General features: G+C 64.8%; 21 protein-coding genes. 6 read left to right on the top strand and 15 right to left on the bottom strand.

The window, feature by feature from the left end; all coding sequences use genetic code 11:
• Nucleotides 1-12: 12 nt before the first annotated feature.
• Complete coding sequence (locus AC1RRE_RS05365) at nucleotides 13-1170, bottom strand: ABC transporter substrate-binding protein (RefSeq protein ID WP_492980069.1); 1158 nt, start codon at nucleotides 1168-1170, stop codon at nucleotides 13-15.
• A gap of 113 nt (nucleotides 1171-1283) precedes the next feature.
• Between AC1RRE_RS05365 and mutY the strand changes: the two genes are divergently transcribed.
• The gene (gene mutY, locus AC1RRE_RS05360; protein WP_492980068.1) at nucleotides 1284-2393 is read left to right on the top strand and encodes an A/G-specific adenine glycosylase; all 1110 of its coding nucleotides are present in this window, start codon (nucleotides 1284-1286) and stop codon (nucleotides 2391-2393) included.
• On the opposite strand, the gene AC1RRE_RS05355 is transcribed toward mutY, so the two are convergent.
• On the bottom strand, nucleotides 2350-3120 hold the full coding sequence (locus AC1RRE_RS05355; protein ID WP_492980067.1) for a crotonase/enoyl-CoA hydratase family protein: 771 nt from the start codon (nucleotides 3118-3120) through the stop codon (nucleotides 2350-2352). The two genes, mutY and AC1RRE_RS05355, sit on opposite strands and share 44 nt — an antisense overlap.
• 112 nt (nucleotides 3121-3232) lie before the next feature.
• On the opposite strand from AC1RRE_RS05355, the gene AC1RRE_RS05350 reads away from it, so the two are divergent.
• Complete coding sequence (locus AC1RRE_RS05350) at nucleotides 3233-4513, top strand: 3-deoxy-D-manno-octulosonic acid transferase (protein WP_492980066.1); 1281 nt, start codon at nucleotides 3233-3235, stop codon at nucleotides 4511-4513.
• A gap of 4 nt (nucleotides 4514-4517) precedes the next feature.
• Here AC1RRE_RS05350 and AC1RRE_RS05345 read toward each other — a convergent pair whose 3' ends face one another.
• The 8 genes from AC1RRE_RS05345 to AC1RRE_RS05310 form a co-directional block, all read right to left on the bottom strand.
• Nucleotides 4518-5429 (bottom strand): SDR family oxidoreductase, encoded by a 912-nt coding sequence (locus tag AC1RRE_RS05345; protein WP_492980065.1) that lies wholly within the window; start codon nucleotides 5427-5429, stop codon nucleotides 4518-4520.
• A 33-nt stretch (nucleotides 5430-5462) separates the two neighbouring features.
• The gene (locus AC1RRE_RS05340) at nucleotides 5463-5960 is read right to left on the bottom strand and encodes a KdsC family phosphatase (RefSeq protein WP_492980064.1); all 498 of its coding nucleotides are present in this window, start codon (nucleotides 5958-5960) and stop codon (nucleotides 5463-5465) included.
• Between the two features lie 106 nt (nucleotides 5961-6066).
• Nucleotides 6067-6459, bottom strand: a complete 393-nt coding sequence (locus AC1RRE_RS05335; RefSeq protein ID WP_492980063.1) for a hypothetical protein — start codon at nucleotides 6457-6459, stop codon at nucleotides 6067-6069.
• Entirely contained in the window at nucleotides 6459-6806 is a 348-nt protein-coding gene (locus tag AC1RRE_RS05330; RefSeq protein ID WP_492980062.1) for a hypothetical protein, read from the bottom strand. Before AC1RRE_RS05330 ends, AC1RRE_RS05335 begins: the two co-directional genes overlap by 1 nt.
• A 125-nt stretch (nucleotides 6807-6931) precedes the next feature.
• Entirely contained in the window at nucleotides 6932-7402 is a 471-nt protein-coding gene (locus AC1RRE_RS05325; protein ID WP_492980061.1) for a YcgN family cysteine cluster protein, read from the bottom strand.
• A 67-nt stretch (nucleotides 7403-7469) separates the two neighbouring features.
• Complete coding sequence (locus AC1RRE_RS05320; protein ID WP_492980060.1) at nucleotides 7470-8711, bottom strand: polyhydroxyalkanoate depolymerase; 1242 nt, start codon at nucleotides 8709-8711, stop codon at nucleotides 7470-7472.
• A gap of 215 nt (nucleotides 8712-8926) precedes the next feature.
• Complete coding sequence (locus AC1RRE_RS05315; RefSeq protein WP_492980059.1) at nucleotides 8927-9544, bottom strand: SCO family protein; 618 nt, start codon at nucleotides 9542-9544, stop codon at nucleotides 8927-8929.
• Nucleotides 9545-9555: 11 nt separating this feature from the next.
• On the bottom strand, nucleotides 9556-10002 hold the full coding sequence (locus AC1RRE_RS05310; RefSeq protein WP_492980058.1) for a 4a-hydroxytetrahydrobiopterin dehydratase: 447 nt from the start codon (nucleotides 10000-10002) through the stop codon (nucleotides 9556-9558).
• On the opposite strand from AC1RRE_RS05310, the gene AC1RRE_RS05305 reads away from it, so the two are divergent.
• Nucleotides 9973-10401 carry a metallopeptidase family protein gene (locus tag AC1RRE_RS05305; RefSeq protein WP_492980057.1) on the top strand — a complete coding sequence of 143 codons (429 nt, stop codon included), beginning with the start codon at nucleotides 9973-9975 and terminating at the stop codon, nucleotides 10399-10401. The two genes, AC1RRE_RS05310 and AC1RRE_RS05305, sit on opposite strands and share 30 nt — an antisense overlap.
• Nucleotides 10402-10404: 3 nt before the next feature.
• Here the strand turns inward: AC1RRE_RS05305 and AC1RRE_RS05300 are convergent, their stop codons facing one another.
• The 5 genes from AC1RRE_RS05300 to AC1RRE_RS05280 form a co-directional block, all read right to left on the bottom strand.
• Nucleotides 10405-11826, bottom strand: coding sequence for a sensor histidine kinase (locus AC1RRE_RS05300; protein ID WP_492980056.1), 1422 nt, complete (start codon nucleotides 11824-11826; stop codon nucleotides 10405-10407).
• Between the two features lie 118 nt (nucleotides 11827-11944).
• Nucleotides 11945-12658 carry a Sir2 family NAD+-dependent deacetylase gene (cobB, locus tag AC1RRE_RS05295; RefSeq protein ID WP_492980055.1) on the bottom strand — a complete coding sequence of 238 codons (714 nt, stop codon included), beginning with the start codon at nucleotides 12656-12658 and terminating at the stop codon, nucleotides 11945-11947.
• 8 nt (nucleotides 12659-12666) lie between these two features.
• Complete coding sequence (gene thpR / locus AC1RRE_RS05290; protein WP_492980054.1) at nucleotides 12667-13296, bottom strand: RNA 2',3'-cyclic phosphodiesterase; 630 nt, start codon at nucleotides 13294-13296, stop codon at nucleotides 12667-12669.
• Nucleotides 13297-13373: 77 nt separating this feature from the next.
• Nucleotides 13374-14432: an NADP(H)-dependent aldo-keto reductase gene (locus tag AC1RRE_RS05285; RefSeq protein WP_492980053.1), complete on the bottom strand. Its 1059-nt coding sequence runs from the start codon at nucleotides 14430-14432 to the stop codon at nucleotides 13374-13376.
• Nucleotides 14433-14525: 93 nt separating this feature from the next.
• Nucleotides 14526-15179: an arylesterase gene (locus AC1RRE_RS05280; protein ID WP_492980052.1), complete on the bottom strand. Its 654-nt coding sequence runs from the start codon at nucleotides 15177-15179 to the stop codon at nucleotides 14526-14528.
• A 34-nt stretch (nucleotides 15180-15213) separates the two neighbouring features.
• Here AC1RRE_RS05280 and AC1RRE_RS05275 point away from each other — a divergent pair, with 34 nt between their 5' ends.
• The 3 genes from AC1RRE_RS05275 (at nucleotide 15214) to AC1RRE_RS05265 (ending at nucleotide 20435) form a co-directional block, all read left to right on the top strand.
• Nucleotides 15214-15966: an ABC transporter ATP-binding protein gene (locus tag AC1RRE_RS05275; RefSeq protein WP_492980051.1), complete on the top strand. Its 753-nt coding sequence runs from the start codon at nucleotides 15214-15216 to the stop codon at nucleotides 15964-15966.
• Entirely contained in the window at nucleotides 15966-18476 is a 2511-nt protein-coding gene (locus tag AC1RRE_RS05270) for an ABC transporter permease (RefSeq protein WP_492980050.1), read from the top strand. The genes AC1RRE_RS05275 and AC1RRE_RS05270 overlap by 1 nt, the downstream gene beginning before the upstream one ends.
• A 102-nt stretch (nucleotides 18477-18578) precedes the next feature.
• Entirely contained in the window at nucleotides 18579-20435 is a 1857-nt protein-coding gene (locus AC1RRE_RS05265) for a GSCFA domain-containing protein (protein ID WP_492980049.1), read from the top strand.
• Nucleotides 20436-20447: the final 12 nt, after the last annotated feature.

Here is a 20447-nt window from a genome sequence, read left to right as displayed (position 1 = left end):
CCGCCGCCTGTATTAGTAGCCGAGCGCCTCGGACAGCTTTTCGTAGCGCGCGCCACGCAGCTGGTAGACATAGGCCTGCCGGGTGCCCTGGCGCGCCCCATCGGTGAAATCCTGCAGCGTGCCGCCGAACAGGTCGCGCCAGCCCCGGATGCCGGCGACCGCACGGCTCAGCTTTGGCACCGTCGTATCACCTTCGGTGCGGTCCAGCGTGAGGATGGCGAGATCGGCGATGGTGGCGCCGTAGATCGCGGCGGCATTGGGCTCCAGGCCGAAGCGCGCCTTGTAGGCATCCATCCAGGCCACGATCTCCGCCGAGGCCGTGGCGCGGTCAGGCAGCGCGATCGACGACACGCTGTACAGCCCCTGTGTGGCGCCGCCCGGCGCATTGGCCAGCAGATAGTCATGCGTGGTGGACGGTCCGAGGAAATCGACCTTCCAGCCCATGGTCTTTGCCGTCGTCATCGGCAGGATGGTGTCGCGCAGCAAGGTGGCCAGCACGACGAGGTCGCAGCCAGTGGCCTGCAGGCGCGTCATCGCGGCGGTGAAATCGGTATCGACGGGACGGTGGCTGATCACCGCCTTCAGCGTCTGGCCGTGTTTGGCGAGCTGGTCGCGCAGCGCCTGCTGCACTTCCTCGCCGTAATCGGTGCTCTGCACCAGCGCGCAGACCGCCTGCTTGCCCTGCGTCTCGACCATCCATTTCACGCCGGCGCGAATCTGGTCGTAATAGAGCGAGCCGGAAATCCAGCTGACGGAATCAGGCGCCTGCACCAGCTCGCGGCTGGCGGCCATGGGGAAGAGATTGAGCAGGCCGGCCTCGCGCAGCTGCGGCAACACCGCCTGCACCTGCGCGGTGCCGAGCGAGCCGACGAACAGATGCACGCGGTCGCGCTTGATCAGCTTGTTGGCGGCCTGCACGGCGCGCGGCACCTGGAACTGATGGTCTTCCACGATCAACTGCAGCTTGCGGCCACGGATGCCGCCAGCCGCATTCACGGCGTCGAAGCGCAAACGCATCGCATTCACCACCGCATGACCGTAGGCCGATGCCGGACCGGAAAGATCGGTGACGGTGCCGATCAGGATGTCATTGCGGGATGCGGGTTCGGCCGCCTGCGCGCCAAGACTGGCAAGGACTGCGATGGCAACGGCGACAAAGGCATGACGCATGATGAACTCCGCTGGAAACCGGGGCCAAAAATGACGCATGCGCCCCGTCTCTTGCAAGGCAGGATCGGCCCGATGCCGTGACAGTTATCAAATCTCAATGCTATGGTTCGGCCATGCCCAAGAAACGCGATGCCGCGCCCGATCTCGCGTCCCGTCTGTTGCCCTGGTATGACCGGCATCATCGCAGCCTGCCCTGGCGCAGCCCGCCCGGCCATCCGCCGATGCCGGCCTATCGCGTCTGGCTCAGCGAGATCATGCTGCAGCAGACCACCGTCCCTGCCGTGAAGCCCTATTTCGCCAAGTTCCTCACCCTGTGGCCCAGCGTGCAGGATCTGGCCGCTGCACCGGTCGAGCAGGTGATGGAAGCCTGGGCGGGACTCGGCTATTACGCACGCGCCCGCAATCTCCACAAATGCGCGCAAATGGTGAGCGCAAAACTCGGCGGCCAGTTCCCCGACACCGAGGAGGGCCTGCTGGAACTGCCCGGCGTGGGCGCCTATACCGCCGCCGCCATCGCCGCCATCGCCTTCAACCGTCCCGCCGCCGTGATGGACGGCAACATCGAGCGCGTGCTGGCGCGCGTATACAGCGTGCAGACGCCGCTGCCGCAGGCCAAGCCGGAGCTGCGTAAACTCACCGCGCTGGTGACGCCGCAACAACGCCCCGGCGATTTCGCACAGGCCATGATGGATCTCGGCGCCACCGTCTGCACGCCGAAGAATCCCGACTGCCTGCTCTGCCCGCTGCAGGCCATCTGCACCGGCTATAAGAGCGGCATCGCGCCTGAACTGCCGCGCAAGGCGCCGAAAGCCGAACGCCCGGTCCGCCACGCGGTGGCCTTCCTGCTGGAACGCGAGGATGGTGCGGTGCTGCTGCGCCGCCGGCCGCCGACCGGATTACTGGGTGGCATGCTGGAAGTGCCGAGCACGCCGTGGCGCGACACGCCCTGGCCCAAGCCTGACGAAGCGCTCGACCATGCACCGACGGCATTGGCCTGGCAGCCGCTGGACGAGCGCGCGGCCGAACATGTGTTCACGCATTTCACGCTGAAGATCACCGGCCTGCACGGCCGCATCACCGCGAAGGCCGCCGCCAAGCTGGACGGCATCTGGCTGCCGCCGCGCGAGGCGCAGCTGCCCACGGTGATGAAAAAGATGCTGGGGCTTTTACCCGACGATGTCAGATCGACGAAAAGTCGCCGTGGCGGCCGAGCCCGCTCTTGAAACGGGCCGCACCCTTGATCGCCTCCTGCTCGACGATCGGCAGGCCGCCCTCGGCCTCGTCATGCAGCGCCGCATCCAGCGACATGTCCCACTGGCGATAGCTCGAACTGCGGTCGGCCAGCATGCACCCTTGCGGGAAGCGGCTGATCTCTTCGGCCAGCGCTTCCGCCGCCGCGCGCGCCTGGCCCTGCGGCACCACACGGTTGGCCAGGCCCATCTGTAAGGCCTCCTGAGCGTCCACGGCACGACCCGTGAGGATCATGTCGAGCGCGCGACTGTGACCGATCAGGCGCGGCAGCCGCACCGTGCCGCCGTCGATCAGCGGCACACCCCAGCGCCGGCAGAACACACCAAATGTCGATCCTTCCTCGGCCACGCGCAGGTCGCACCACAGCGCGAGCTCCAGCCCGCCAGCGACGGCGAAGCCTGAGACAGCGGCGATCACCGGCTTGGACATCATCAGCCGCGTCGGTCCCATCGGGCCTTCCGATTCCGGCGAGACATCGTTGCGCTTGTCGCCATCCGCCACGGCCTTGAGATCGGCGCCGGCGCAGAAAGTGCCGCCCGCGCCCCAGAGCACGGCGACCTTGGCGTTTTCATCGGCATCGAAATCCTTGAAGGCCTGACGCAGTGCATCGGCGGTGGGGCGATCGACGGCGTTGCGCGCCGCGGGCCGGTCCAGGATGACGGTGGTGACGGCACCCTTCCGTTCGACATGCACGGCCATGATCTTTCCTCCCGCCTGAACCCGTTTATGGCCACAGGCTGACAGTGCGCGGGCAGCGCCGCAAGGGTCTCTGGGCGCTGTCCTAACGGCAGGGACGTGCTACACAGCGTGCATGACTATGGACTGGCGGCGATCCCTCTGGCGCGGCACCGGGCATCTGATCGCGCCGGCCGTTGGCCTGTGGCTGCAGCATCGCGCCCGCATCGGCAAGGAAGACCGCGCCCGCATCGGCGAACGCAAGGGCCACGCCGGAAAACCGCGACCCGCCGGCCAAGTGATCTGGTGCCACGGCGCCAGCGTGGGCGAAAGCCAGGCCCTGCTGCCGCTGCTGCAGCATCTGCATGAACTGCGCCCCGATGTCACGCTGCTGCTGACCACCGGCACGGTCACCTCGGCCGCCCTGGTCGAACGACGCAATGTCAGCGGCGTGCTGCATCAGTATGTGCCGGTCGATCTGCCCGGTGCCGTCGATCGTTTCCTCGACCACTGGCGGCCCGATCTGGTGCTGTGGAGCGAGTCGGATTTCTGGCCCGGCATCCTGAACGGGCTGCACGAGCGCAAGATTCCCACACTGCTGATCAATGCGCGGCTGTCGGAACGCTCTTGCCGGCGCTGGGCCGCGATGCCGGAAACGGCGCGCTGGCTGCTGCAGGGCTTTGCCGCCGTCTATGCACAGACGGCGCAGGACGCCGAACGTCTGCGCCGCCTCGGCGTGGGCGAGGTGATCGAGGCCGGCAACCTGAAACATGCAGCACCGCCCTTGCCGGTGAATGCCACTGACCTGGCGGAATGGCGCCGGCGACTGGACCTGCGGCCGCTGTGGCTGGCCGCCAGTACCCATGCCGGCGAGGAAGAGATCGTTGCCGACATCCATCGCCGCCTGAAATGGCGGCATCCTGATCTGCTGACGCTGATCGTGCCGCGCCATCCCGAACGCGGCGTGGAGATCGCCGCCGAGATGGCATCGGCCGGCCTGATCAGCCGTTTGCGCTCGCGCGGCGAAGTGCCCGATGCGCAGACCGATATCTATGTCGCCGACACACTGGGCGAACTGGGCCTGTGGTTCCGCATCAGCCCGCTGGTGGTGATGGGCGGGTCACTGATCCCGCATGGCGGCCACAATCCGCTGGAGCCGGCGCGCCTGGGCTGCGCCGTGCTGCTGGGCCCACATATGTTCAATTTCGTCGAGGTCAGCGTCGGCCTGATACAAGCCGGCGGCGCGGTGCAGGTCGGTGATGCGGAAGCAATGGCGGCCGAAGTGCTGACGCTGTTCGAGGACCAGAAGCGCCAACGCGCCATGGCCGCCGCCGGCCAGACCTATGCGGCCGGGCCGGCCGAAATCATCGAACGACTGTCAAACGCCGTGCTGCAGCACCTGCCGCCACAGCCCTAGCCCCTTATTGCTTGGGGGCGAAGGGCTTGCCGATATGGGCGACTTCTTCCATCGATGAGCCGAAGGCACGCGGCTTGCTCATGTCGGTGATCTTGCCGTAATTCGCCGCAATGTCGTCGACGCTGACGCTGGCATTCTCGCCGAAGAACATGCCTTCGGATTCCATGAACTGGATCTTGGCGTAATAGCCCGCGCCCGCCGCGATGATGTCACCATTGGCCTTGCAGGCTTCCGCGCAGAGCCAGGCCACAGCCTGGCTGACATAGTCGGGCTTGAGATGCTTGAGCATCGCCGGATGCAACAAGCTTTCGGTCATGCGGGTGGCGGCCACCGGCGCGATGGTGTTGACCTGAATGCCGTATTTTCCGCCTTCCTGCTTCAGCACGTTCATCAGGCCGACGACCGCGCATTTGGCACCGCCGTAATTCGACTGGCCGAAATTGCCGTAGATGCCGGCATTGGACGAGGTCATGACGATGCGGCCGTAATTCTGCTGCATCATCACCGGCCAAACCGCCTTGCTGACATAGGCCGAACCGAGGAAATGCACCTTCACGACGGTTTCGAAATCCGACAGTTCCATCTTGGCAAAGGTCTTGTCGCGCAGGATGCCGGCATTGTTGACCAGAATGTCGACACGACCGAAGGCATCCATTGCGGTTTTCACGATATTGGCGGCCGCATCGGCTTCCGACACGCTGTCGTAATTCGCCACCGCGACGCCGCCGGCAGCCGTGATCTCGGCCACCACCTGATCGGCCGCCTTGGCCGAACCGCCGGTGCCGTCCAGCGCGCCGCCCAGATCATTCACCACCACCTTCGCGCCGCGCGAGGCCAGCAACAATGCATGGCTGCGGCCCAGACCGGCGCCCGCGCCGGTGACGATGGCCACGCGGCCGTTGAAATCGATAGTCATTGGTATCCCCCTATTGAAATATCCTGTGGGCCCTCAGGCCCGGTATTCGAGCAGCAGGTCACAGACCTCGCGCACGGCGCCATGGCCACCGGCAAGCTCGGTGACATAGGCAGCAACCTTCTTTACCTGCGGGCGCGCATTGGCGACCGCGACCGGCAGGCCGACGGCACCCATCACATCCAGGTCGTTCACGTCGTCAGCCACATGGCAGACCTCGTGCAGACCGATGCCAAGTTCCTTGCAGATTTCGTTCAGCACCGGCAGCTTTTCGTGGATGCCCATGCGGCCGAAGCGGATTTTGAGGCGGTCGATGCGCTTCTGGATGGCCGGTGTGTCGCTGCGGGTGATCAGCGCCAGTTCAATGCCGGCATCCTTGACCAACAGCATGCCGAAACCGTCCTGGACATGGTATTTGCGCAGCTCCGAACCGTCCTCGGCATAATAAAGCCCGCCATCGGTCAGCGTGCCATCGAGATCGACCGACAGCAGCTTGATGGCCCGGAACCGGGCAATGAGATCGGCATCGAGCATGGAATTCTCCCCCACCCGCCACAACCGCGGGGCCTGGCGAGAGATTAACGGGGAAGGCGGGGGCCGCGCCAGCGTCGGGCCGACGATCCTGCCGCTTATCGTTACGTCAGTTCTGCAGCGTGCGGGTCATCTGCTGCTGGCGGTCGCGGCGCTGTTCGGCGTCCAGCGCCCGGCGACGCTGGTCTTGCTGCAGGCGCTGGGTCTCGGTTTCCCGCTTCGCGCCCTCGCTCGCCCGGCGCCGCTGCAGGCTGTCGAGCCGGCGCTGGTCCTCGTTCATGTTCATTTGCCGCTGCTGGTCCTGTCGCGCGGCATCCTCCTGCCGACTGCGCTGGGCGTCCTGGAAACGCTGCTCGCGCTCTAGCTCCATGCGACGGCTCTCACGCTCCATCTGCTGGCGGTTCCACTCGGCCTGATCGGCCTGAACCAGTTGCTGGGCCAGGACCAGTGGCGCGGCTGCCAGGACGCACAACACAGCCAGAGAGAGCAGCCATGGCCTCATCACTGGAACCGCTCCGACTCCACGCGCTGGCGCTTGGCCTCGATCTCGCGCAGCGGATCTTCGCGCCCGCGCAGCGGGTCGACATCGGCGCCGCGATCAGGACCGCGACGACGGTCTTCCTCGGCCGCCATGCGACGACGGGTTTCCTGCTGCTCGGCGACATCCTGCTGCAGTTGCATGAAATCCTCACTCACCTGCTCCCGTTCGGCCTGACTGCGACGGGTTTCGGCCTCCACCTGCTGGCGGGCCCATTCGGTATTGTCCGACTGGGCATGGCCGGATGGGGAATAAAGGGTAGTGCAGGCAAGCATGCCTGACAGGGTCAAAACCAGATTAAGGCGCGACATGACCGACTCCCTTGCTGATGAAGCACGGTCTCGCCGGTTTGCTGCCATTTTCGGCAGATTGCTGGGGCGGGACAAGACAGGCGCAGCCTGCCTCGGCCTATAAACGCTGCCGGGTCTGGTTTGGTTCAGCGCCGCTTTGGTTTCGGCGGACCCTTGTCGTCGAGCCAATAAACGATGTGATCTTCCAGCTCGCCGGCATCCTTTTCCGAGATGCAGCGTCCGGCGGCCGACACGCCGGCCTGATGCACGGTCTCGCGGCTGCCGCTTTTCAGCGGATGCCACCAGGGCAGATCCTTGCCCTGCGCCACCAGGCGATAGCCGCAGGTGGCCGGCAGCCAGTTCATCTTCTGCACCTTGCCCGGCGTGAGCTGGATGCAGTCGGGCACGATCTTCTTACGCTTGGGATAGTTGCTGCACTGGCCCGTGGCGCAGTTGAGCAGCTTGCAGGCCACGTTGGTCTGTTCCAGCGTGCCGGTATCCTCATCTTCCAGCCGGTAGAGGCAGCATTTGCCGCAGCCGTCGCAGAGCGATTCCCACTCGGACTGGGTCATCTGATCGAGGCGCTTGCGGCGCCAGAATGGAAGTGCGCGGGACATGACGACAGATTACGCCGAAACCGGGCTTTCAGAAAGGCGCGGTTGCGGCCGGCTTTTCTGACTGGCCTTATTTCTGACCGGGCTTGCCGTCATGCTGGCGGATGAAGGCGGTCACGCGCGGGGCGATTTCCTCGCGCCAGCGGCGGCCGTTGAACACGCCGTAATGGCCCACCCCCGACTGGAGATGATGCGCACGCTTGGTGGCCGGGATGTTCGGGCAGACATCATGCGCGGCCATGGTCTGGCCGACGCCGGAAATATCGTCCTTCTCGCCTTCCACGGTCAGCAGCGCGGTCTTCTTGATCGCGGTGCAGTCCACCGGCACGCCGCGATGGGTCATCACACCGCGCGGCAGCTGGTGCTCCTGGAACACCACCTTCACGGTCTGCAGGTAGTATTCGGCCGGCAGGTCCATGACCGCCAGATATTCGTCATAGAAGTCGTTATGCGCCTTGGCGCTGTCGCCATCGCCCTTCACCAGATGGTGGAACAGGCGGACATGGGCGCCGACATGGCGGTCCAGGTTCATGGTCATGAAGCCGGTGAGCTGGATGAAGCCCGGATAGACTGGACGCATGAAACCCGCGTGCGGGAAGGGCACGCGGTTGATCACACTGTGCTCGAACCACTCGATGGAATGTTCCTGCGCCAGGTTGTTCGGCGTGGTGGGACTGATGCGGGTGTCGATCGGCCCCCCCATCAGCGTCATCGAGCGCGGCAGGTTGCCGTCATTTTCGGCCGACATCAGGGCAATCGCGGCCAGAACCGGCACGGATGGCTGGCACACACCCATGACATGGCTGCCCGGGCCCAGCGTGGCGAAGAATTCACGCACGTAGTCGATATAATCGTCGAGATCGAAGCTGCCGTCGCTGAGCGGCACTTCGCAGGCATCGACCCAGTCGGTGATGTACACCTCGTGATGCGGCAGCATCGCCTCGACCGTGCCGCGCAGCAGCGTGGCGTAGTGGCCCGACAGCGGCGCCACGATCAGCAGTTTGGGATCGTTGCGATCCTCGCAGCCTTCGCGCACGAAATGCTTCAGGCGGCAGAAGGGCAGATCGAGGACATATTCCTCGGTCACCGCGCGCTCCTTGCCATCCACCAGCGTGGTGGCGAGGCCGAATTCCGGCTTGGGATAGCGGCGGGTGATATTGGTGAAGACTTCCAACCCGGCCGCCCATGTGCGCGCCGCCGGCGAATAGTTCATCGGCAGATAGGGCAGCTTCAGCGCCTTGGTCTGCGCCTCGGCGAGAACCCGGAAGGGCTGCAGGGCAGCCTGTTGCATTTCGAAGAGCTGGTAGAGCATAGGTCCCACCCTGATGCCAAAGCGCGGCGTAAACTGGGCCGTCGCGCAACAATCGTCGGATAAAGCTGTTATCGAACCGTCACCAAAGCCGGTGCCGAACCGATCAGCTGATATCTGACATAACGCAGCTTATCCTGATTCCTCAGTAGCCGTACAAATATATTTTGCATCGCAACATATGCGTGCACTGCCGGCAAGTTACTGATTGGTAATGGTTAAAGCTTGGCCTTGATGCGCTGGGCCATTTGATCCGGCGTTGCATCATGGCGGAAATGCGCCAGATACCGCCCCTGGCCGTCCATCAGGTAGATAAAGCCCGAATGGTCGACCGAATAGCCAAGGCTCGAATCCTTGAGCTGCACCTTCTGGTAATAGACGCGATAGGCCCGCGCCACGGCGGCGATCTGCTCCGGGGTGCCGGTCAGGCCGATCATGCGCTCGTGGAAGGCCTGCACATACTCCTTCATCACCGGCGGCGTATCGCGCTCGGGGTCGACGGTGATCAGGATCGGCTGCACCTGCGCGCCGGCCGCGCCCAGCTGGTCCATGGCGATGGCGATGGTCTGCAGGCCGGTGGGGCAGATATCGGGGCAGTTGGTGAAGCCGAAATACACCAGCATCAGCTTGCCGGCGAAATCCCGGTCGGAAACGGTCTTGCCGTCCTGATCGGTCAGCGTGAAGGCGCCGCCGATGGCGACCGGGCCGCTGCCGGCGCCGTCTTCGCTGCCTTTCGGCCCGAACCACTGCAGACCGAGGAAGGTGAGAAAGCCGACCACCACAATGACCGCGACGATCAGGATGCCGCGTTGCAGGCCGCGTGTGGCAGCAGACATGATGGTGTTTCCTACTTGGCTTTGCCGCCGAGCGCGGCGGCGGCGTCTTCGATGAAACCGGCCAGCGCGACATCGCGCTCGCTCAGGCCGTTGGCGTCATGGGTGGTCAGCGTGATCTCGACGCGATTATAGACGTTGAACCACTCGGGGTGATGATCCAGCTTCTCGGCCATTAGCGCCACGCGACTCATGAAGCCGAAGGCGGTGTTGAAATCGGCAAAGACGAAGGTCTTGCTGATCGCGTCGCGGCCGGAATCATGGGCCCAGCTGGCGAACGTCTGCAGCGCACTGCTGCGTGCGGCGCCTTCCAGTTTGCGGATCGCCATGCCATCCTCCTCGCGACGAGACAGGCGCAAGCTAGCGCGCGCCCTGCCCCGCTTCAACCGCCGCCCGTCAGCTTGAGACGATCCGCCGCAGAAGGCCGCCGCATGACCGAGACCGCCCCCGCCAGCCAACACCTCAAAGCCGCGAACCTGGCCCCCAGCCTGGATGACATCGCCGTGATTGGCGAAACCGAGCTGAAACGCCTGCGCTTCGCGCTGGCCCAGTATATCGACGGCGTGCCGATCCAGGTGGTGGATTTCCCCGATGACGAGACGCTGACAGAGATGAACTGCGACACGCCCTACGACCTGCTGGGACTGTATGTCGGCGGCAGCATCCTGGCCGAGGATCGCGGCGAGACCGGCACCATGCCGGCGATGATCTTTCTCTATCGCCGACCCTTGCTGGATTACTGGTGCGAGACCGGCGAAGCGCTGCGCGACGTGGTGCGGCATGTGCTCATCCACGAGATCGGCCATCATGTCGGCCTGTCCGACGAGGACATGCACCGCATCGAAGACAGCGTGACCTGAGACTCAAGACCCCGTCGGCGATATATCGGCGCGCGGCAGGCGCAGGCTGACACGCGTGCCCTGAGCGGGCGCGGATTCGATCAGCAATGGTTCGCCATGCAGTTCGGCCAGGCGGTTGGCCAGCGCCAGACCCAGGCCAGTGCCGCGCTCGTTCTGGGCCACCATGCCGCTGACCTGGCCAAAGGGCGTCAGCGCCACCTGCATCTGCTCCGGGCTCATGCCGGGGCCATTGTCGCTGATGGTGAAAACCACCGCGCCGACCTCTGCCGCCACAATCAGGCGCACATCGCCACCCGAGGGCGTGAATTTCAGGGCATTGGACAGCAGGTTGACCAGCATCTGCTTGATCGCACGCGCCTCGCCCAGTACCAGCGGCAGGCTTTCGTCGACCTCGCAGCGCACCGCCGTGCCGCGCATCTGCGCCAGCCCGGAGACCAGCACCAGGCTGGCGCGAACCAGTTCATGCGGCGCCAGCATCTCGCGATGCAGCTCCATGCGGCCGGCCTCGATCTTGGACAGATCGAGCACGTCGTTGATCAGCGACAGCAGATGCTGGCCGCTCTCGCGGATGTCGCGGGCATATTCGGCGTATTTGGGATGGCCGATCGGGCCGAAGACCTCACGCTCCAGCACCTCGCCGAAACCGATCACGGCATTCAGCGGCGTGCGCAGCTCATGGCTGACATGGGCGACGAAATCGCTTTTGACGCGGGCTGCCTGTTCGGCGCGCATCTGCGCCTCGGCGCGATGGCGCAGCGCCTGCGCCAGATTCTCGGCCTGGTGCTCGGCGGCGCGACGCCCGATATAGGTGATGCGGCGCTGGCGTTCGACCACATAATTGCTGAACAGGCCGATGGCGAAGGCGGCCGACATCATGAACTGGTAGACAGCGAATTCCTGCGGACCACCAAGGTTCTGAGAGAGATAGACGGCATCGAGCACGACGATAATGATCAGGTTGGCGACCACGGCGCGCAGCGTGCCCAGGCGCAACACCACGAATACACCGACGATCACCAGGATCACGCAATCGAGATAGAGCGTGAGCAGCGGCTGCGGCGTCAGCGCGATGACACCGACAAAGCCCAGACCCACGGCCAGCGCGCCGATCTGCATGATCCACTGATTGTAGGCGAGCAGTGCCGGGCGGTAGGTGGCCGCCATGCCGGCCAGCAGTACGGCGATGCTGGCGGCGCGGATCAGCATCATCCAGAGCGCGGTCTCGGTGGCGAAGAGCCAGTCGGTAACGCCGAAGCTGGCGAACAGCACCGCGGCCAGGCAGAGCGCGTAGCGCGCATAGATTTGCGTCGCGCCGGCCTCGGCCTGATGGAATTCGCGCTCCACCACGGGATCGGAGAAGGCGGCATCGTACCAGCGCAGCGATGGCGCGGGTGATGCGGGATCAGTGGCGGAGGGAACAGTCATGACGGCTTAGACAGACCCTACGCAGAGGCGGATACGCTCGGCAACCCCTGCTTTCGGTTCGGTTTTCTCATCCCTGCAGCCTTGGAGGGGCCTGCGGGACAGACCGTCAATCTCAGGCTTAGGCACCGGTGAGCAGTCGTGCCACATAGGCCGGCACGATTTCGGTCGCGGGGCCGAAAATTTTCTCGGCAAACAGCGATGCGCCATCGGAGGGATCGAGATTCAGCTCCACCGTATGGGCGCGCCGCCACCGTCGCACCTCGGCCACGAAACCGGCGGCAGGATAGACCTGCCCCGAAGTGCCGATGGAGATAAAAAGATCGCAGGCCTCGAGCGCCGCGTAAATCTCCTCCATATGCAGCGGCATCTCGCCGAACCAGACCACATGCGGCCGCAGCCGGCCGGTGGTGGCGCAGGCCGGACAGGTGGTGGAGAGATCGAGGTCTTCGCGCCAGGCCAGCACGTTGCCGCAGGCCTCGCAGTGGATTTTCAGCAGCTCGCCATGCATATGCATGAGCTTCTGCGAGCCGGCCCGCTCGTGCAGGTCGTCGACATTCTGCGTCACCAGGAGAAAGTCGCCATCGAACTGCCGTTCCAATTCGGCCAGCGCCGCATGCGCCGCATTGGGCACGGCCTCGATCAGGTTCTTGCGGCGTGCATTGTAGAAGTCATGCACCAGCACGGGATTGCGCGCGAAGCCTTCCGGCGTCGCCACCTCCTGCAGATCATACTTGGTCCACAGGCCGTCCTTGTCGCGGAAGGTGCCCAGACCGGACTCAGCCGAGATGCCGGCGCCGGTCAGGATGACAATGGAACGGAAGCGGTGTTGCACGCGGGAAATTACTCGCCGTGGCCATATGCAGCAGCTTCCTGGCGTTCCCAGTGTTCGGCCTCATCCGCCATCCAGTCGTCATGCTCGTCTTCGGCATAGCCGCCGTCGACACGGTACACCTGCTCGGGCGTGTAGATGGCGCCCGAGGACGACAGGAAGCTGGAATAGAGCACGAAACGGTTCACATGGCAGACCGGCGCCGCGTAGAGCGCATGATGGCTCAGGAAGGCGCCGAGGCGGTCGAACGGCGCATTGTTCAGCCGCGCCAGCGTCACATGCGGCATGAACTTGCGACGATCCGGCGGCAGGCCAGCGCGCAGCACGGCATTGTCGATCTTGTCCTGCAGGCGGTTCAGCAGCGGATTGGGGCGCACGCCGGCCCAGAGTGAATTGGCCTTGCGCTTGTCGCCGAAGGTGCCGACGCCGAAAAGCTCGAGATCGAAGCTCGGCACCACGATGCTGCCCAGCTCCTCGCTGACGGCGCGCGCGGTGCGGCCATCGACTTCACCCATGAAGCGGAGCGTGAGATGGAATTGATCGGGGTTGGCCCAGCGCGCGCCGGGCACGCCGGCGCACAGGGCAGCCAGCGACCGACGAACTTCGTCGGGGAAAGGTAAGGCAACGAACAGGCGCATCATGGTAAGCCCTCCGCTGACGGGCACACTGGCCCGGAAAACAACCCTACTCAGATAACGCCACTCAGGTACGCTTCAACTCAGGCGGCTGGGTTCGGCTGATCGCGATGGATCGCCTCGATCCCATCCAGAACTTCCTTGGACAGCGTAACGCCTGCACTGTCGATATCGATCTTCAACTGCTCGAGACTGGTGGCGCCGATGATGTTGCTGGCGACGAAGGGCCGGCTGTTCACGAAGGCCAGCGCCATCTGCGACGGATCGATGCCATGCTGCCTGGCCAGCGCCACATAGCGCTCGGTGGCGCGATCGACCTGCGGATTGCTGTAGCGGGTGAAACGGGTGAACAGCGCCAGACGGCTGCCCGGCGGACGCGCGCCGCCCAGATACTTGCCGCTGAGAACGCCCATGGCGAGCGGCGAATAAGCCAGCAGGCCAACCTCTTCCATCTGGGTGACTTCCGACAGCGAGGCTTCGTACCAGCGGTTCAGCAGATTATAGGGATTCTGGATCGAGACGATGCGCGGCAGCGCCTTGTTGCCATCGGCCACTGCGACATGGCGCATCACGCCCCAGGCGGTTTCGTTCGACACGCCCATCATGCGAATCTTGCCGGCCTTCACCAGCTCGCCCATCGCGTCCACCGTCTCGGCGATGGCAATACTCTCTTCGGTGTTCCACGGATATTCGGCGCGGCCGAAATTGACCGTGAGACGATCAGGCCAATGGGTCTGGTAGAGATCGATGTAATCGGTCTGCAGGCGCTGCAGGCTCTTGTCGACCGCTTCGAAAATCTGCTTGCGACCAAGATTCGGCGGCTGCTTGTCATCGCGCAGCCAGTCGAAGTCGCCGCGCGGCCCACCGCCGCGGCCGGCCACCTTGGTGGCCAGCACGACCTTGTCGCGGTTCTTGCGCGCCTTCAGCCAGGTACCGATGTAGCGTTCGGTGCGGCCCTGCGTCTCCGCCTTGGGCGGTACAGGATACATTTCGGCGGCATCGATGAAATTGATGCCGCGCTCCAGCGCGTAATCGAGCTGGGCATGGGCCTCGGCTTCGGTGTTCTGCTCGCCCCAGGTCATGGTACCCAGGCAAATCAGGCTCACCTTGATGTCGGTGCGGCCTAAGCGACGGAACTCCATGACAAAACTCCCGGCAAACACGAAGCAGGCCGACTGTTTTGCCGGCAGCCCATATTGTCGGCAGGACTCGGCGTTTTCAACAACGAATTGCGGTCAGCGCCCCAGGAACCGCAAAATATGGGGCATGGTCCGCTCAACAATGCGTGCGACGCCCTCCCGCGTCGGGTGGATGCCGTCGGACAGGTTCAGGCTGGCCTCGCCAGCCACGCCATCCAGGAAAAACGGATAGAGCGGCAGGCCGTGCTTCTGCGCCAGCTCGGGGAAGATGCCATTGAAGCGGCGGCCATAGTCGGCCCCCAGATTGGGCGCGGCCAGCATGCCGGCCAGCAGAACAGGCAGGTTGGCCTGTTTCAGTTTGATGATGATCGCCTCCAGATTGGCTCGCGCCTGCTCCGGCGCCAGGCCGCGCAGCATGTCGTTGGCGCCCAGCTCGACCAGCACATGTGTGGGCTTTTCGGCCAGCGCCCAGTCCAGCCGCGACAACGCGGCGGCCGTGGTATCGCCAGAAACGCCGGCGTTCAGCACGGTGACATCGGTGATGCCGCGCGCCTTCAGCGCCCGGTCGAGCTGGGCCGGATAGGAAGCATCAGGTGGCAGGCTGTAGCCAGCCACCAGGCTGTCGCCAAAGACCAGCAGACGGGCCGGCGCCGCCCAGCCCTGGCCTGACATCAGCGTGACCAGCATCACCGCCAGCAGCCCGGCAGCGTTGCGACAGCGCCGGTAGACCCCATATTCTGCCTGTAACATTGCACGCACGCCTTTTGCCGAGATTGGACTTCTGATGCCATCACCTAGCGCGCCCCCCTCTGCCGTCGAGCGCGAGGCCATCGTTCGCCTGAGCGATGTGACCCTCACTCTCGCCAGCACGGCCGGGCCGGTCAATATCCTGCGCGGCATCGACCTGACCGTGCAGGCCGGTGAACGCATCGGCATCGTTGGCCCGTCGGGCTCGGGCAAATCCACCCTGCTGGCAGTGCTGGCCGGGCTGGAGCGCGTGAGCGGGGGCAGCGTTGCCGTTGCCGACGCCGATCTGAATGCCCTGAGTGAAGACCGGCTGGCACTGTGGCGCCGCAACCGCGTCGGCATCGTGTTCCAGAGCTTTCACCTGATTCCCACCATGACGGCTATCGAGAATGTCGCCGTGCCGCTGGAGCTGGCCGGCGTGACTGACGCCATCGATCGCGCACGCGCCGCCTTGAAGCAGGTGGGCCTCGGTCATCGCGAGACACATTATCCGGCACAGCTGTCGGGCGGTGAACAGCAGCGCGTGGCGTTGGCGCGCGCGGTGGCACCCCGCCCTGCCCTGCTGCTGGCCGATGAACCGACCGGCAATCTCGACGGCAACACCGGTCATGCGATCATCGACCTGATGTTTGGCGAAGCGGCAAGGCTGAACTCCACGCTGATCCTGATCACCCATGACGAGACGCTGGCTGCGCTGTGCGATCGCGTGGTGCGCATCGAGGACGGCCGCATCAAGACCATCGAACAGCGCCCGCAAGCTCCGAAATCCCAGACGCTGGCCGCCAGCTGATGCTATCGCTGCGCTTTTCGCTTCGTGAACTGCGCGGTGGCCTGCGCGGCTTCCGCCTGTTCGTCGCCTGCCTCAGCCTCGGCGTCGCCGTGATCGCCGGCATCGGCACACTGTCGGCCTCCATCGTCACCGGACTGGAGCGCGACGGCCGCAGCCTGCTGGGCGGCGACATTGAATTCCGCCTCGCCCATCGCGGCGCCACGCCGGAGGAACGTGATTTCCTGCAGCGCCAGGGCAATATCTCCGAAACCGCGCAGATGCGCGCCATGGCGCATGCCCTACGCAGCGACCAGCGCACACTGGTGGAACTGAAAGCCACCGATGCCGCCTATCCGCTCTATGGTCGTATAGACCTGGAACAGCCGGGCAATCTGGACAGCCTGCTGGCGGCGCAGAATGGCCTGCGCGGCGCGGCCGTCGATCCGCAGGCGCTGATCCGGCTGGACGCCGAAGTGGGCGACCGCATCACCATCGGCGAGGAAGAATTCCAGATTCGCGCCGTGATTGCGCGCGAACCTGATCGCGCCACCGAGGGCCTGACGCTGGGTCCGCGCATCCTGATCGGACTGGACGCACTGGACGCGACCAAGCTGGTGCAGCCGGGCACGCTTGCCTACTGGCATTACCGTGTGCAGCTGCGCCCCGAGCTGAGCGCATCACAGGTGCAGGATGCCGCGCAGAAAGACTACGCCGCCTCCGGCTGGCGCATCCGCGACTGGAAGGAAGGCAGCCCCGGCGTGCGACGCTTCCTGGATCGCGCCTCCCTGTTCCTCGTGCTGGTCGGCCTCACCGCGCTGCTGATCGGCGGCGTGGGTGTCGCCAATGCCGTGCATGCGCATCTGGACGGCAAGACGCCAACCATCGCCACGCTGAAATCGCTGGGCGCGACAACAGGCCTGATCTTCCGCGTCTATCTGTGGCAGACATTGCTGCTGGCTGCTTTCGGCATCGCGCTCGGCCTGATCGCGGGCGCGGCCATTCCGAACCTCGCCGCAGGTGCGCTGGCCAACATCCTGCCATTGCCTCTGGTGCCGGGCCTGTACTGGCAGCCGCTGGCGCTGGCCGCCGTTTACGGCCTGCTGGTAGCGCTGGCCTTCACCATCTGGCCGCTGGCGCGCGCCGCCGATATCCGCCCGGCCGCACTGTATCGCGACCTGGTCTCGCCGGGCAGCCGCTTTCCGCGTCCAGCCTATGTCGCCGCCACACTGGCGCTGTTCGTCATCCTGGCCGCGCTGGCCGTGCTGGGCACCGATGAACGCCGCTTCGCGCTGTCGTTTGTGATCAGCGCCATCATCGCCTTCGTGCTGTTCCGCCTGATCGCCGCCGGCATGGCCGCCGTGGCCAAGCGCATCCGGCCGCCGCGCGCCGTGCGGCTGAAACTGGCGCTGGCCAGTCTGCACCGCCCTGGTGCTGCCACCGCCGCGCTGTTGCTGTCGCTGGGCGTGTCGCTGACGCTTCTCGTCGCCATCGCGCTGGTCGAGAGCAATCTGCATGCGCAGGTGGAAGACCGCCTGCCGGATGAAGCGCCGGCTTTCTTCTTTGTCGACATCCAGCCCGCCCAGATGGATGAGTTCCGCGCCACCGTGAATTCCATTCCGGGCGCCCGCGATCTGGAAACCGTGCCCAACCTGCGCGGCCGCATCGCCAGCGTGAAGGGCGTGCCGGCCGAACAGGTCGAGGTGATGGCCGAACAGCGCTGGGTGCTGCAGGGCGATCGGGGCCTGACCTATGCCCGTGCACTGCCGGCCGGTTCGACGCTGCTGCAGGGCAAGTGGTGGGCAGCGGATTACGACGGCCCGCCGCTGATCTCGATGGAAGAGAAAGTCGCGCAGGGCCTAGGCATGACCATCGGCGACAAGCTGACCGTGAATGTACTGGGCCGCGACATCGAAGCCGAACTGGCCAGCATCCGTCGGCTCGACTGGAGTTCGTTTGGCATCAACTTCGTGCTGGTGTTTTCGCCCGGCCTGCTGGAACGCGCGCCGCATACCCTGCTGGCCACCGTGAAGGCGCAGCCGGCGGCCGAGACGGCGCTGTTCAAGGCAGTGACACAGCGCTTCCCCAATATCTCGGTGGTGCGCATGAAGGATGTGCTGACCGAACTGAATGCCATCGTGCAGAAGCTGGGCAGCGCCGTGCGCGGCGCGGCCGCCGTGACCCTGCTGGCCGGGCTTATCGTGCTCGCCGGGGCACTGGCGGCAGAGCATCGCCGTCGCCTGAAGGAAGGCGCGATCCTGAAGGCGCTGGGTGCGACCCGACGCGACATCATCATTGCGCATCTGATTGAGTATGGCAGCGTGGGGCTGGTCGGCGCGGTCCTGGCCTTCGGACTGGGCTGGCTCGCCGCCTGGGCCATGGTGACGCTGATGATGAATGCCAGTTTCTACTTCGCGCCGGGGGTGGCCACGGCCACCGCCCTGGGCGGTGTGGCCGCCACCTTGCTGCTGGGTCTGGCCGGGGCCTGGCAGGCGCTGGCCGCCAAACCGGCGCCGCTGCTGCGCAGCGCCTGAGGATGATCAGCCCTGCTGCCGAAAGGCAGTATTAACCTTTACATGCGAGGTAGGATGGGCGCTGATCCGGCATCACGGGCCAGCATCCACGGGACCAGAAGCATGTCACGCCTGAACAAGACCTGGGACGATTTCGTCAAGACGCGCGCGATTGGCGTGGAAGAGAACCGTTTCATCGGCCCGACCGACCGCGTCTTCACTATGGGCAGCTGCTTCGCCAATGAAATCCGTCTCGCCCTGGCGAAAAAGAATTTCGATACCCTGCCGGTCCTGAGCGGCGACTTCAAAAAGCATGTCTCCGCCGCCTCGCATGAAATGCCGAGTTGGGGCGTCTATGACGAGCGCGTGCACTACCAGTTCTACACCACCTTCTCGATGCTGCAGGAATTTGAAAAGGCCTTTGGCCTGTGGCAGCACGAGGATACTGACATCTGGTCGGCCGTCGCCAAGACCGAGGCCGGAAAACGCCCGATCTTCCAGGAGCCCTACAAGCGGCGCCTGTTCGCTGACAGCCTCGACGACCTGCTGGCCATGCGCCGCATCATGGAAGGCGCGCTGCGCGACGGCATCATGACCAGCGATGTGCTGGTGCTGACCATGGGCCTGACCGAAATCTGGCAGCGTTCCAACGGCCGCGCCGTCTGCGAGCCGCCCAAGCTGCGCTCCCCCGAGATCATGAGGGAAACCACCTTCTTCACCTCCAACTTCGATCAGAACCTGGCCAACATGCGCCGGCTCTGCTCGCTGTATTTCGAGAAATTCCCCAACCGCAACATCGTTCTGACCGTGTCACCGGTGGCGCTGTCGCGCACCTTCACCGATCACCAGGACATTGCGGTCGCCAATATGGAAAGCAAGTCGATCCTGCGTACCGTGGCCGCGCAGATCTGCCGTGAATTCAAGAATGTCCATTACTTCCCGTCCTTCGAACTGTGCATGACCGATCCGAATGCCTTCGAGCCCGATGGGCGGCACGTACGTCCCGCCAAGGTAGACAGCATCATGTCGACCTTCCTGACGCATTTCCTGACCAATCCGCCGGAGGAAAGCGCGCCGACCATCACACCGGCGGCCAAGCCGGCACCCGCACCGGCATCCGTGGAGACCAGCAGCATGATCAACGACCGTCGCACCAATGCCGGTGCCGCGTACGAATCCCACTGGGGCGCCGCGCAGTCGGCCATCGATGCCATGCTGGCTAGTGGCGAGCGCGACCTGGGCCGCATCCTCAGCCGGATATCCGGTGCTCCGGCCGACAACAATGCCATTGCCCTGAGCGAAATCGGTTATCGCGTCGCCGGCCAGGTCGTGCCCAGCCCGGTCTGTGACGGTAATCTGGAAAACCGTCTATTCATCACCCAGAAGAACTGGCTGATCGAACGGTGCCTGCCGCAGGGCGTCACCGACATCGCCGAACTGGGCAGCGGCAGCGGTAACAACCTGTTCGCACTCTGGCTCGCCGGCCTGTCACCCGAAATCCGCTTCCATGCACTGGAATACACAGCCGCCGGCCGCGCCTGCGCCGAGAAGCTGGCGGCACTGGTGCCCCAGATGAAATTCAAATCGGTGCCCTTCGACTATTACAAGTCGACGCTGGACGAACTGCGTGCCGCCGAGAAGCTGTTTGTCTTCACCAGCTACAGCATCGAGCAGATCACCTTCATGCCCGATGATTTCTTTGATCGCCTGCTCAGCCTGCCGAACCTGGATTCGGTGCTACATATCGAGCCGGTGGGCTGGCAGTATCCCCTGCCTCCCAACGCCGATCCCGTTGCTGTTGAAGTCGACCGCCGCATGCGCAAGTCGTCGGCCCGCAAGGGCTACAACCAGTCGCTGGTGCCACAGTTGCATGCGTTGGCCAAAGCCGGGCGCATCATCCTCGATGAAGAACTGCCGCAGTTCCTGGCGCACCGCCCGGACCTGCCCGGCACGGTGATCCGCTATCGTCCGGTCCGCTGACGGATCGGACGA

It is taken from the genome of Ferrovibrio sp. GW821-FHT12D07 (assembly GCF_058807275.1).
The sequence above is the reverse complement of the archived record's forward strand: the minus strand, read 5'-3'. Positions and strand labels throughout refer to the sequence as shown.

What these genes read in the sequence shown, in the direction of transcription:
- AC1RRE_RS05365 (WP_492980069.1), bottom strand. Translation starts at nt 1,170, where the DNA reads ATGCGTCATGCCTTTGTCGCCGTTGCCATCGCAGTCCTTGCCAGTCTT.
- mutY (WP_492980068.1), top strand. Translation starts at nt 1,284, where the DNA reads ATGCCCAAGAAACGCGATGCCGCGCCCGATCTCGCGTCCCGTCTGTTG.
- AC1RRE_RS05355 (WP_492980067.1), bottom strand. Translation starts at nt 3,120, where the DNA reads ATGGCCGTGCATGTCGAACGGAAGGGTGCCGTCACCACCGTCATCCTG.
- AC1RRE_RS05350 (WP_492980066.1), top strand. Translation starts at nt 3,233, where the DNA reads ATGACTATGGACTGGCGGCGATCCCTCTGGCGCGGCACCGGGCATCTG.
- AC1RRE_RS05345 (WP_492980065.1), bottom strand. Translation starts at nt 5,429, where the DNA reads ATGACTATCGATTTCAACGGCCGCGTGGCCATCGTCACCGGCGCGGGC.
- AC1RRE_RS05340 (WP_492980064.1), bottom strand. Translation starts at nt 5,960, where the DNA reads ATGCTCGATGCCGATCTCATTGCCCGGTTCCGGGCCATCAAGCTGCTG.
- AC1RRE_RS05335 (WP_492980063.1), bottom strand. Translation starts at nt 6,459, where the DNA reads ATGAGGCCATGGCTGCTCTCTCTGGCTGTGTTGTGCGTCCTGGCAGCC.
- AC1RRE_RS05330 (WP_492980062.1), bottom strand. Translation starts at nt 6,806, where the DNA reads ATGTCGCGCCTTAATCTGGTTTTGACCCTGTCAGGCATGCTTGCCTGC.
- AC1RRE_RS05325 (WP_492980061.1), bottom strand. Translation starts at nt 7,402, where the DNA reads ATGTCCCGCGCACTTCCATTCTGGCGCCGCAAGCGCCTCGATCAGATG.
- AC1RRE_RS05320 (WP_492980060.1), bottom strand. Translation starts at nt 8,711, where the DNA reads ATGCTCTACCAGCTCTTCGAAATGCAACAGGCTGCCCTGCAGCCCTTC.
- AC1RRE_RS05315 (WP_492980059.1), bottom strand. Translation starts at nt 9,544, where the DNA reads ATGTCTGCTGCCACACGCGGCCTGCAACGCGGCATCCTGATCGTCGCG.
- AC1RRE_RS05305 (WP_492980057.1), top strand. Translation starts at nt 9,973, where the DNA reads ATGACCGAGACCGCCCCCGCCAGCCAACACCTCAAAGCCGCGAACCTG.
- AC1RRE_RS05300 (WP_492980056.1), bottom strand. Translation starts at nt 11,826, where the DNA reads ATGACTGTTCCCTCCGCCACTGATCCCGCATCACCCGCGCCATCGCTG.
- thpR (WP_492980054.1), bottom strand. Translation starts at nt 13,296, where the DNA reads ATGATGCGCCTGTTCGTTGCCTTACCTTTCCCCGACGAAGTTCGTCGG.
- AC1RRE_RS05285 (WP_492980053.1), bottom strand. Translation starts at nt 14,432, where the DNA reads ATGGAGTTCCGTCGCTTAGGCCGCACCGACATCAAGGTGAGCCTGATT.
- AC1RRE_RS05280 (WP_492980052.1), bottom strand. Translation starts at nt 15,179, where the DNA reads ATGTTACAGGCAGAATATGGGGTCTACCGGCGCTGTCGCAACGCTGCC.
- AC1RRE_RS05275 (WP_492980051.1), top strand. Translation starts at nt 15,214, where the DNA reads ATGCCATCACCTAGCGCGCCCCCCTCTGCCGTCGAGCGCGAGGCCATC.
- AC1RRE_RS05270 (WP_492980050.1), top strand. Translation starts at nt 15,966, where the DNA reads ATGCTATCGCTGCGCTTTTCGCTTCGTGAACTGCGCGGTGGCCTGCGC.
- AC1RRE_RS05265 (WP_492980049.1), top strand. Translation starts at nt 18,579, where the DNA reads ATGTCACGCCTGAACAAGACCTGGGACGATTTCGTCAAGACGCGCGCG.